Origin of the sequence: Photorhabdus temperata (assembly GCF_025384845.1) — a bacterium.
In the GTDB taxonomy this organism is placed as follows: Bacteria; Pseudomonadota; Gammaproteobacteria; order Enterobacterales; family Enterobacteriaceae; genus Photorhabdus; species Photorhabdus temperata.
In genome coordinates, this window is sequence record NZ_JAJAFX010000037.1 from 1 (window position 1) to 13949 (window position 13949).

Annotated in this window: 1 protein-coding gene; it reads right to left on the minus strand. The window is 55.7% G+C overall.

The window, feature by feature from the left end; genetic code table 11:
- A partial coding sequence (locus LGZ99_RS15120) for a non-ribosomal peptide synthetase (protein ID WP_262979285.1) occupies positions 1-13727 on the minus strand: 13727 nt, incomplete at its 3' end.
- Positions 13728-13949: the final 222 nt, after the last annotated feature.

The following is a 13949-nucleotide window of genomic DNA, read 5'->3' on the forward strand; positions in this document are numbered from 1 at the left end:
TGATGAATGCACAACGGATCAGGATACGGGGTTTCCGTCGCATTCCAGTTTTCCAGCAATAACCTGCGCTCTGCCGGTGTCAAAATATCGATTTCTCCAACAGGCTGTTGAGGATCAACTACCATCGCTTGCAGTACCGTGCGCAAATACCCCACATAGCGCTCGATTGTGGGTTGATCAAACAGGGCCGTGGCATAACCCAAAGATCCCACAATCCTGCTATTCTCTTCAGACAGTTCCAATTCCAGATCAAACTTAACTGTGTCTGTTTCAAGAACAGAATCAACAAGCGAGACAGCCAACTCGGGCAGTTCCCATTCCGGGCTCTCATTGTTCTGCCAGGCAAACATCACCTGGAACAACGGGGTATGCGCCAGTCGGCGCGGTGGCTGCACGATTTCCACCACCTGTTCAAACGGCAGGTCCTGATGCGCCTGTGCCGCCAATGCGGTTTGCCGCACACGCGCCAGCAATTCAATGACATTCGGCGCATCCGATAAATCAATACGTAACGCCAACGTATTGACAAAGAAACCGATCAGGGGTTCCACTTCCTGGTGACTGCGGCCCGCACTCGGTGTGCCGATAACCAGATCGTCCTGACCTGACAGGCGCGACAGGACCATCGCCCAAGCTGACAACAGGGTCATGAATAACGTAACGCCCTGCTGTTCGCTCAGGTGCTTAAGAGATGCCGTTAATTCCGCATCCAGATCGATGAGCATAACCCCCGCGGCAAACGACTGCTGAGGCGGACGTGGCCGATCGGTTGGTAAATCCAACAACACGGGGGCGTCAGCCAGCAGGGTACGCCAATAGTCCGATTGCGCCCGGATCCGTTCAGCCGACAGCCACTGACGCTGCCAGGCGGCGTAATCAGGATATTGAATCGCCAGCGGTGGCAAGGGATCACGTTGCCCGGCCAGAAAAGCCGTATAGAACGTACTCAATTCACTTATCAGCACACCTACAGACCAGCCGTCTGACACAATGTGATGCTGGGTAAGCAGGAACCGGTATTCGTCATCTGTGAGCCGGATAAGCGAAGCACGAATAAGCGGGCCATGACTGAGATCAAATGACGTACTGGCTTCCCCGATGCTCAGATGTTCAAGCACCGTTTCGGTATCCGGTACCCCACGCAGGTCATACTGAGACAACGGCACCCCACGGTCCGCCGCCAACAGTTGTACTTGTGGCTGACCATCAACGGAGACGAAGACGGAACGTAACGCTTCATGACGGGCAAACAACGTGTCGAGTGCCTGCTGCCAGGCAACGATATCCAGCTGACCACTCAAGCGCAGTGCCATTGAGATATGATAAATATCACTGACGCCCTCAAACTGGGCCAGGAACCACAAACGCTGTTGGGCGAATGACAACGGCAACGTCCCTTCACGGGATATCGGCAGAATAGTGGGTAATATCTTGCGCTGTTCATCAAACCGGACACGTATTGCCTCAGCAAAGGCCGTTAAAGTGGACATTTCAAACAATACGCTTAATGGCAGTTCAACACCCAGCGCCGCTATCCGGTTCATCATCCGTACAGCCAACAGCGAATGCCCACCTAACGCAAAGAAGTTATCATGCCGGCTGATCTGTTCAATCCCCAGGACTTCACACCAAATCGCCGCCAGCGCAATTTCAGTTTCCCCTTGCGGTGCTTCATAGATCTGACGGGCAAAGGCTTCCTCGCCAGGCACCGGTAATGCCCGGCGATCCAGCTTACCATTCGGGGTCTGCGGGAAGGAATCCAGGCGTACAAAGGCCGCCGGTATCATATAGTCAGGTAAAATCGCACTCAGGTGCTCACGCAAACAGGCAACTAACCCGTCATTCGCTTCCGCCACCACATAAGCTACCAGACGTTTATCCTGCCCATCCTCCCGCGCCAGCACCGCCGCCTCTTGTACCGCCGGGTATTCCAGTAACCGGGTTTCAATTTCCCCCAGTTCAACCCGGAAGCCGCGAATTTTAACCTGCTGGTCGTTACGGCCGAGGAATTCCAAGTCACCGTCCGGCAGATAGCGGGCCAAATCCCCCGTCCGGTACATCCGCGCACCAGATACCGGACTAAAAGGATCCGGTATAAAACGCTCCGCACTCAATTCCGGCCGGTTCAGATAACCCCGCGCCACCCCGACGCCACCAATATACATTTCGCCAATGCAGCCTAATGGCACCGGTTGACCGTCTTTGTCCAACAGGTAGATGCAGGTATTTTTAACCGGCCGGCCAATAGAGCTATCATCCACAGGGGATAACACCGCCTTACAGGTCGCAGTCACGGTATTTTCCGTCGGGCCATAGGTATTTAATAGCCGTGGGCGATAAGTTTCCTCTACAAACCACACCTGAATAGATCTCTTCTGTACCGCCTCACCCCCAATAATGATTAACCTGAGACAATCCGGCAGCGGTGATGCTTTGTCTCGGGCCACCAATTCAGACCAGAATAAAGTCGGCAGAGATATCACCGTAATACGGTTTTGTCGAATTAAGGTGATAAATTCCTGCATCGAAGTCAGCCAGCTATCATCACGAATCACCAGCGTCGCACCATTACATAATGACGAGAAAAGTTCTTCCACTGAAACATCAAAAGAAAAAGAAGCAAATTGCAGCATCCGGTCTCGCGCCGTGACAGCATAGGTGTCATTAAAACCCAGATAACGTTGATACATCGCCTGATGTTCCACCATTACCCCTTTCGGCTGCCCGGTTGAGCCGGAGGTGTAAATCACATAGGCCAGATGCTGTGGCGTCAACGCCGGGACCTGCGGGTTGCTGTCCGGCAAGTCTGACAGCGTATTCGGGTCAAGTACCGTCAACCCGGCCAGCACCTCTTCGCCCAACGCAGCCCGTCCAACCGCATCAGCCAGCACCACTGCCGGGGCGGTATCATTCAGGATATACGCCAGACGTTCCCCCGGGTAAGTTGAATCCAACGGCACATAAGCCCCACCAGCTTTCAGCACCGCCAGCAATCCCACCACCATCGCCGGGGAACGTGCCACACAAATCGCCACCAGCTGGTCGGGTGCGACACCCAACGCAATCAGTTGATGAGCCAAACGGTTGGCACAAGCATTTAATTCGGCATAACTGAACGTCTGCTCCTGATATACCAATGCTGTCGCCTGTGGGGTTTGCTCTGCCTGTTGCTCAAACAATTGGTGAATACATAACGCCTCAGGATACGGAGTTTCTGTTTCATTCCAGGTTTCCAGCAACAGCGTGCGTTCCGTTTCCGGCAGGATGTTCAACGCCCGTATCGGCGTCTCCGGTGCCTGCTCAAGGGTCTCCACCAGACTCTCCAGCGCCTGCTGCATATAACCGCATATCCTGTCCGGATCAAACGGCTGCACTGCACTGGCCGTCAGCCCCAAAGTGGCCCCCCCGTCCTCCACCGACAACCCAAAGGGATAGTTAGTGCTCTCCTGCCCGCCCAGGAATTCAATGCCGTCCATCGTTTCATCCAGCGGATCCTGTTGATCATTATGCCGGTAATTCAACAGAGCACTAAAGAGAGGCGTACCGCTGGCAACCCCACTGCACCGCTGGGCCAGCGCCAGTGACGCATGTTCATGCGCCAGCAACCCGGCCAGCCGTAAATGGGCCGCCCGCACGCTGTCCCGTACCGGGGTCTCATCAATATCCAGGCGTAACGGCAGAGTATTAATAAACAGCCCCATCCCATTATCAGCGCCTTCTCCCGCCGCCATGCGCCCAAACAGCACGGTACCAAACACCACTTTCTCCTGACCACTGGTATGTGATAACACCTGCGCCCAAGCCAGATGGCACAGCGCCGCCAGACTGACCCCCAAATACCGGGCTTGATAGCGAAGACGGTCATTCAACCCAGCAGTCAGCATCCGGTAGGATGTTGTCTCCTGCGATCCATCATGATGCACATCCGCCAGCCCAAACGGCAGCGTGGGTTCATCCACCGCCGCCAGCATGTTAGTAAAGAAGCGGGTATGTTCCTCCTGACTGATACCCAACCGAGCCTGCGCCACCAGATTGCGGAACGGCACCGGCGCAGGCAGGCTCTCCTCCTGACCGGTAAGATACGCCAGTACTTCGCGATTCATCACATCCAGCGTGGTATGGTCGCCAATCAGGTGATGCAACAATTCCAGTAAAAACCAGCGTCCATCAGTCTCCTGCGCCACAACAAAACGCAGCAGCGGTGCTTGACCCAAATCAATACGATAATGACGGGGATCAAAACGTTGAACCAGTTGATCGCCCACCGGCCCATCAGCCGGGTCCAATCTCAATTCAGTGACCGATAACGGTACCTGACGCCAGACCACCTGCGCCGGCTCTGATAATCCTTGCCAGATAAAGGCCGTACGCAGAATATCGTGCCGATCAACCATCTGTTGTACCGCAGCCAAATAACGGTCCAGCAGAGGCCGGTCAGCAAAAGCCATCTGACTGACTAACAAATAGGGATCACCTTCATTTGCCAGTAAGTGGTGAAACAAAATACCGTCCTGCAACGGTGACAGGGCATAGATATCCTGAAGATTCGCTATTCCGCCCGGTACCTGTTCAATGATGCTGTCAATCTCAGGCTGAGTCAGATCAATCAACGGTAACATCGCCGGTATAAGTGTCGTCGTCGCGGGTGTAATCACATTAGCCGGCGCCATCACCGCGCGATGCCGTCCCAACGTTTGGGCCAGTGCCGACAATACCGGCGACTGGAACAAATCACGCGCCGTCAGTGTCAACCCCTGGTGACGCAGGCGTTCAATCATGCGTACCGCGAGCAGTGAATGGCCCCCCAAGGCAAAGAAGCTGTCATGCCGGCTGACCTGTTCAACCCCCAGTAATTCACGCCAAATCGCCGCCAGGGCGATTTCCGTTTCGCCTTGCGGCGCCTCGTAAACCTGACGGGCAACAGCTTCACCATCCGGCGCCGGTAGCGCATGACGATCCAGCTTACCGTTCGGGGTCAATGGAAACGCCTCCAGACGTACAAAAGCCGACGGCACCATATAATCAGGCAAAACGGCACTCAGGTGGGTACGCAGGTTGTTCATCAGCTCCTCATCCGCTGTTGCCGCCACATAGGCCACCAACCGTTTATCCGACCCGTCACCCAATGCCAACACAGCAACCTCACGCACCGCCGGGTGTTCTACCAACCGGGCCTCAATTTCACCCAGTTCAATCCGGAAGCCGTGGATTTTCACCTGATGATCGTTGCGGCCCAGAAACTCGAGATTGCCATCCGGCAGGTAACGCGCCAAATCCCCGGTGCGGTACATGCGTGCATCCGGGTTATCACTGAACGGATCAACCAGGAAACGTTCAGCCGTCAATTCAGGATGATTAAGATAACCACAAGCAACCCCATCGCCCCCGACATAAATCTCCCCGACCGCCCCCAACGGCACCAACTGACCATACGTATCCAACAGATAAACCTGCGTGTTGGCTACCGGTCGGCCAATCGGGATGCGGATCGCTCCCTGCGCTAATGCGGTGATACGGTATGTCGTCGTAAAGGTAGTGCCTTCACTCGGCCCATAGCCATTCAATAACTGTTGTGGCGGACTGGTGCTTAGTACCTGCCCGACAACATGGGGATCAAGGGCATCTCCCCCGACAATCAGGAGCTTTAATTGCGGCAGAACCGGAGACAGCTCCGCCGCCAGCTGGTTAAACAATCCGACACTCAGCCACAGCACCGTCATGCGCTGAACCTGTAGAACTTGTACAAACTCCAGCGGTGTCAGCAAAGTGGCACGATCGACCACCACTAACGCGCCGCCATTGAGCAACGGCGCCCAGACTTCAAACGTGCTGGCATCGAAAGCCGGGTTAGCGGCAAAGGCCACCCGATCGTCCGGTCCAATTTCGGCATAGCCATTATTGATGACCAGCCGGACCACCGCACGATGCGGCACCAGAACCCCTTTGGGTGTACCGGTAGAACCGGAGGTATACATAATATACGCTGACCCAGCGCTGGAGCGCGATAAGCCAAGGTTGAGGCGATCTTCCCCGCTGCCCGGGTCTGTCTCATCAAAGAGACGAAACAGCGGAACAGTCAGGTTAGCGGGAATATCCGCCCGTGTATCGGTGAGCAGCAATTTGGCTGAACAATCGCTTATCAGCCAGTTTTTCCGTTCATCCGGCACACTGGGATCAATCGGCACGTAAACGCCGCCAGCTTTAAGGACAGCTAATTGGGCTACCACCAGCGCCACCGATCGTTCTAACAGGAGCGCAACAGGGTCACCGGGGCAAACCTTTTGTTCGATCAACTGACGGGCCAGCCGGTTAGCACGGGCATTCAGTTCCGTATAGCTCAGCGTCTTCTCTCCCGCTACCAGTGCCGTCGCTTCCGGGGTTTTCTCCACCTGCTGTTCAAACAACTGATGGATACACAACGCCTCAGGATACACGGTTTCCGTGGTGTTCCAGGTTTTTAACAGCAATGTACGTTCCGCTTCCGGCAGGATGTTCAGTGCCCGAACAGGCATGTCCGGGGCTTGCTCCAGCGCCGCCGCCAGACTTTCCAGCGCCTGCTGCATATAACCGCATATCCTTTCCGGATCAAACGGTTGCACTACTTGAGCGGTCAGCCCCAGGGATTCAGAAAAATCCTCCACCGACAGCACAAACGGATAGTTGGTCCGCTCCTGTTCACTCAGGAATTCAATGCCGTCCATCGTTTCATCCAGCGGATCCGGCTGAACATTATGTCGATAGTTCAACAGGGCACTGAAGAGGGGCGTACCGCTGGCAATCCCACTGCACTGCTGGGCCAGCGCCAGTGACGCATGTTCATGCGCTAATAATCCGGCCAGCCGGGTATGAGCAGCCTGCACGCAGTCCCGTACCGGCGTCTCATCGATATCCAGCTGCAACGGCAAGGTATTAATAAACAGCCCCATCCCATTGTCGGCGCTGTCCCCTGCCTGCATCCGTCCAAACAACACCGTGCCGAACACCACTTTCTCCTGCCCGCTGGTACGCGACAACACCTGTGCCCAGGCCAGATGGCACAGGGCCGCCAGACTGACCCCCAAATGCCGGGCCTGACTGCGCAGACGATCATTCAGCTCAGGCATTAACATCCGGTGGAATTCCGTCACCTGTGAGCCGTCGCGGTGCACCTCTGTCAGCCCGAATGGCAACGTGGGTTCATCTACCGCCGCCAACATCCCGGTAAAGAAACGGGTATGCGCTTCCTGACTCACCCCCAACCGGGCTTGCGCCACCAAATTGCGGAAAGGAACCGGTGCAGGCAGGCTATCCGCCTGACCCGTAAGGTATGCCTGGACTTCACGGTGCATCACTTCCATTGTTTCATGGTCGCCAATCAGGTGATGCAGCAATTGCAGGACAATCCAACGGCCATCGGTCTCCTGCGCCACCACAAAACGTAATAACGGCGCTTCGCTCAAGTCAAGACGGTGATAACGTGGATCAAAGCGCCGGGTTAACTGGTCACTCACTGGACCGTCAACCGGGTTCAGCGTCAGCTCAGTCACCGATAATTGGGCCTGACGCCAAACCACCTGCGCCGGCACTGACAATCCTTGCCAGATAAAAGCGGTACGTAAGATATCGTGCCGATCAACCGCCCGTTGAACCGCAGCCAAATAACGATCTAACAGAGACCGGTCAGCAAAGGCCATCTGACCCGTCAACAGATACGGATCCCCTTCGTTTGCCAGCAAGTGGTGGAATAAGATACCGTCCTGCAACGGCGACAGGGCATAGATATCCTGAATATTGGCGATCCCGCCCGGCACCTGTTCAATGATGCTGTCAATCTCAGGCTGAGTCAGATCAATCAGTGGCAACATCGCCGGCGTCAGTGTCGTAGCTGCCGGGGTGATGACGTTAGGCGGCACGGTCACAGCCTGGTGCTGTCCCAGTGACCGGGCCAGTTCAAACAGCACCGGAAACTGGAACAGATCACGCGCCGTCAGTGTCAATCCCAGATGACGCAGGCGTTCAACCATCCGTATCGCGAGCAGCGAATGACCACCCAAAGCGAAGAAACTGTCATGCCGGCTAACCTGTTCAATCCCCAGTAATTCACGCCAAATCGCCGCCAGGGCCATTTCCGTTTCGCCTTGCGGCGCGGCGTAAACTTGATAAGCAAAGGCTTCATTGTCCGGCGCCGGCAATGCCCGGCGATCCAATTTACCGTTAGGCGTCAATGGAAATGCATCCAGACGCACAAAAGCCGACGGCACCATATAGTCAGGTAAAATGGCACTCAGGTGGGCACGCAGGCTGTTCACCAGCCCGTCATCCGCTAGCGCCACCACATAGGCCGCCAGCCGTTTATCCAGCCCTTCCCCCCGAGCCAACACCGCAACTTCATGCACCGCCGGATGCTCTGCCAGATACGCCTCAATTTCACCCGGTTCAATCCGGAAGCCGCGGATTTTCACCTGCTGATCGTTGCGACCCAGAAACTCGAGATTGCCGTCCGGCAGATAACGCGCCAAGTCCCCGGTGCGGTACATGCGTGCATCCGGGTTATCACTGAACGGATCAACTAGGAAACGTTCGGCGGTTAACTCAGGCCGATTGAAATAACCCTGAGCGACGCCATCTCCGCCGACATAAATCTCACCGGTCACCCCTGTCGGTACCGGCTGCTCATAGGCATCCAGCAGATAAACACGGGTATTCGCGATTGGCCGGCCAATCGGGATACGGGTCACGCCCTGCGCTAACGCCACGATAGGGTATACCGTGGTAAAGGTGGTCCCTTCACTCGGGCCATAGGCCTGCAACAATTGTTGAGGCGGGCTGTCACGCAAAACCTGGGCAATCACATGTGGATCCAGCACATCGCCGCCAACAATCAGAATTTTGAGCTGAGAAAGAACCGGGGACAACTCTGCCGCCAACCGGTTAAACAGCCCGATAGTCAGCCACAGCACTGTGATGCGGTGCGTCTGGAAAGCCGGTATTAACTCCTGTGGTGTCAGCAACGTGGCATGGTCGATAACCACCAGCGCACCGCCGTTGAGCAACGGCGCCCAAACTTCAAACGTGCTGGCATCGAAAGCCGGGTTAGCGGCAAAGGCCACCCGATCGTCCGGTCCAATTTCGGCATAGCCATTATTGATGACCAGCCGGACCACCGCACGATGCGGCACCACCACCCCTTTAGGCATACCCGTCGAGCCGGAGGTATACATAATATACGCTGACCCGGTGCTGGAGCGCGGTAAGCCGGGGTTGATGTCATCTTCCTCGTTGCCCGGGTCTGTCTCATCCGAGAAACGCAACAGCGGAACAACCAGATTAGCCAGAATATCCGCCCGTGTATCGGTGAGCAGCAACCTGGCTGAACAATCGCTTATCAGCCAGTTTTTCCGCTCATCCGGCACACTGGGATCTATCGGTACGTAAACAGCCCCCACTTTGAGAATAGCCAACTGCGCCACCACCAGTTCTATCGATCGCTCTAACAGAATCGCAACAGGGTCATCCGGGCGAATTCCCTGTTCGAGCAGCTGACGGGCCAGCCGGTTAGCACAGGCATTCAGTTCCGTATAGCTCAGCGTCTTCTCTCCCGCTATCAGTGCCGTCGCTTCCGGGGTTTTCTCCACTTGCTGTTCAAACAACTGATGGATACACAACGCATCAGGATACGCGGTTTCCGTGGCGTTCCAGGTCTCTAACAACAAGGTACGTTCCGCTTCCGGCAGGATTTCCAAGGCCCGAACGGGCATGTCCGGGGCTTGCTCCAAGGCTTCCACCAGACTTTCCAGCGCCTGTTGCATATAACCGCACAGGCTTTCCGGATCAAACGGTTGCACTACCTGAGCGGTCAGCCCCAGAGTGGTGGCACCGTCCTCTACCGACAGCACAAACGGATAGTTGGTCCGCTCCTGTTCACCCAGGAACGCAATCCCGGCCATCGTTTCATCCAGCGGATCCGGTTGAACATTATGTCGATAGTTCAACAAGGCGCTAAAGAGGGGCGTACCGCTGGTAACCCCGCTGCATCGCTGGGCCAGCGCCAGTGACGCATGTTCATGCGCCAGCAACCCGGCCAGTCGCAGATGTACCGCCCGCACACTGTCCCGTACCGGCGTATCATCCATATCCAGCCGCAACGGCAGGGTATTGATAAACAACCCCATGCCATTGCCGGCACCTTCACCTGCCGCCATACGTCCAAACAGTACGGTGCCGAATACCACTTTCTCCTGCCCGCTGGTACGCGACAACACCTGCGCCCAAGCCAGATGACACAACGCCGCCAGACTGACGCCTAAACGCCGAGCCTGACTGCGCAGACGGTCATTCAACCCGGCGGTCAGCATCCGGTAGGATTCCGTCTTCTGAGATCCATCATGATGCACACCCGTCAGCCCGAACGGCAGCGTCGGCTCCTCCACCGCCGCCAGCATGTCGGTAAAGAAACGGGTATGCGCGTCCTGACTCACCCCCAACCGGGCTTCCGCCACCAGATTGCGGAAAGGAACCGGCACAGGCAAACTCTCCCCCTGCCCGGCAAAATACGCCTGCACTTCACGGTGCATCACTTCCATTGTTTCATGGTCGCCGATCAAGTGATGCTGCAACTCCAGTAAAAACCAGCGGCCATCGGTTTCCTGCGCGATAACAAAATGCAACAGCGGGGCCTGATTCAGATCAAGACGATAGTGATCCGGATCAAAACGCCGGGTTAACTGGTCAATGACCGGGCCGTCAGCCGGGTCGAGCGTCAGCTCCGTCACCGGCAAGGTCGCCTGACGCCAGACCACCTGCGCCGGCACAGATAATCCTTGCCAGATAAACGCCGTACGCAGAATGTCATGGCGATCAACCACCTGTTGCACCGCGTCCAGATAACGGTCCAGCAGAGCGCGGTTAGCAAAGGCTACCGGATAGAGCACCAAGTACGGGTCGCCTTCCTTTTCCAATATGTGGTGGAACAGGATACCGTCCTGCAACGGCGACAACCCATAGATATCCTGAATATTGGCTATCCCACCCGGCACCTGGCCGACGATGTGGTCAATCTCAGGCTGAGTCAGCTCAATCAGCGGCAACATCGCCGGTGTCAGCGCCGTGGTGGCCGGTGTAATGACATTAGGTGGGACTATCACGGCCTGATGCCGTCCCAACGTCTGGGCCAGGTCTGACAGCACCGGCGACTGGAACAGATCGCGCGCCGCCAGTGTCAACCCCAGGTGACGCAAGCGTTCAATCATCTGTACGCCGAGCAGTGAATGACCGCCCAACGCAAAGAAGCTGTCATGCCGGCTTATCTGCTCAATACCCAGTAACTCACGCCAAAGGGCGGCCAGGGCGATCTCAGTCTCCCCTTGTGGGGCTTCATAAATCTGCCGGACAAAATCGTCTTCCCCCGGTTCAGGCAATGCCCGGCGATCCAGCTTGCCATTCGGGGTCTGCGGGAAGGACTCCAGACGCACAAAGGCTGCCGGGACCATATAGTCAGGTAAAATAGCACTCAGGTGGGCCCGCAAATCGGACGTTAATCCCTCCTGCGCTGCCGCCGCCACATAAGCAACCAAACGTTTGCCTTGCCCACTCTCCAACGCCAGCACCGCCGCCTCTTGCACCACCGGATGCTCCAGCAACCGGGTTTCAATTTCCCCCAGCTCAATACGGAAGCCGCGGATTTTAACCTGCTCGTCATTACGGCCCAAAAATTCCAGATCACCGTTCGGCAGATAACGGGCCAAATCTCCGGATCGATACATCCGCGCACCGGCTACCGGGCTAAAAGGATCCGGTATAAAACGCTCCGCACTCAATTCCGACCGGTTAAGATAACCGCGCGCCACCCCGACGCCACCAATATACATTTCACCCACGCAACCTAATGGCACCGGTTGACCATAGGGGTCCAGCAGGTAGATGCGGGCATTTTTAGCTGGCCGGCCAATAGAATGCGCATCGGCTGGGGATAACACGTCCTTATAGGTCACCGTCACCACATTTTCCGTCGGGCCATAACCGTTCAACAACCGGGGCCGGTGGCCTTCCTGCCTGAACCAGTCCTGAATGGCGTTCTTTTTGACCGCCTCACCGCCAATAATGATGAGCCGGAGACCATCCGGCAGCGGTAACCCAGTCTCTCTGGCCGCCAGTTCAGACCAGAACAGAGTCGGCAGTGACACCACCGTAATACGATATTGCCGGGTTAAATCAATAAATTCCGGCATCGACGCCAGCCAACTGTCATCGCGAAGAACCAGCGTAGCCCCGTTACATAATGACGAGAAGAAATCTTCCACTGAAACATCAAAGGCAAACGCGGCAAATTGCAACACCCGGTCTTGCGCCGTGACAGCATAGGTCTCATTAAAGCCCAGATACCGTTGATAAATCGCCTGATGCTCTACCATCACCCCTTTCGGTTGCCCGGTTGAGCCGGAGGTGTAAATCACATAGGCCAGATGCTGTGGCGTCAACGCCGGGACCAGTGGATTGCTGTCCGGCTGGTCCGGCTGGGTATTCGGATCAAGCACTGTCAGCCCCGCCAGCGCGGCTTCACCCAACGCCGCCCTCCCAACCGCATCAACCAGGACCACTGCCGGGGCGGTATCATTCAGAATATACGCCAGACGCTCCCCCGGATAAGTTAAATCCAGCGGCACATAAGCGCCACCGGCTTTCAGTACCGCCAGCAAAGCCACCACCATCGCCGGCGAGCGTTCCACGCAAATCGCCACCCGCTGGTCCGGTGTGACCCCCTGCGCAATCAGTTGATGGGCCAGACGGTTGGCTCGGCTATTCAATTCTGCATAACTGAGGATCTGCTCTTGATATTCTAATGCCGTGGCCTGCGGGGCCAGTTCGGCCTGTTGCTCAAACAGCTGATGGATACATAACGGGTCAGGATAAGGGTTTTCCGTGGCGTTCCAGGTCTCCAGCAACAACCTGCGTTCCGCCTCAGACAACACATTAAGCTGTCCGACGGGGATGTCCTCACCCTGCCTTTTTGACGCAGCCAGCACCTGCAAGTGTTCGCTCATCCGCAGAACCACTTCCTCGCTCAAACGATTTTCATCGTATATCCAGCGAAAACCGCCCTGTGCATTCACCTGGAGCGTCAGCAATTCACCGGATACCTTCTGATCACACAGTGCGTCATCTTGTCTCACCGAGACGGCGATCTGCCACGGCCAGCGGGTTGTCAGCGCCGGAATAGCCTGCAATGAAGGAAAGCGAATAAGGAGATCATGACTAAATGCCTGGTGCCGCGCCAACTGGGCAAGCTCGTTATCAATCCAGTCAGCTACCGCTCTCCACGGCTTATCAAACGCCACCTCAATGGTCATTGGCACCACAGGCGCCAGATCGGCCAGGTTATCGTTTGCCTTCACGCCCCAACCAATTTGGAATTCGGTCTGCTGAGTCAGGCGCGCAAGGTAAATGACAAATGCCTGCAACAGTGTCCGTAATGGGTCTTCTTCCCCATTTTTCGGCAACGGGGGCTGCCAAAGGCTGATTGCCCATCTGGGCTCCGCTTGCTCCCCGACGGTCTCGAAAGGTAACTGGAGCGGTTGCAAAGCGGCAAGGCGCTCATACCAGAATAATTCACCGGGTGTGAGCGCCTTGAGAATATTCTTTGTATTTTTAGTCTGTGATGAAGCGTCATTTGCGCTGATTATGTTTTCTGATATCTGAGAGAGGAATTCAGCGTTAAGAGCACTTCCTGCTTGAGCAATGCTATCTTTCATTTACTACTCCAACGAATCTGCTAGAAATTTGAAAACTGTCATTCCTGACAGCCATCACCCGTATTTTTCTTACTTCTTATCCCCAAGAAATAAAAACGGATACATCCGACATCTCTTCAAAATACGCAAATACTGGATGCCATAGCCCGGTTAATCGCCATATCATTAACAACGCTACGATGCTAATTCCCTTGACAACGAAATAAATAATTCAATTTATGA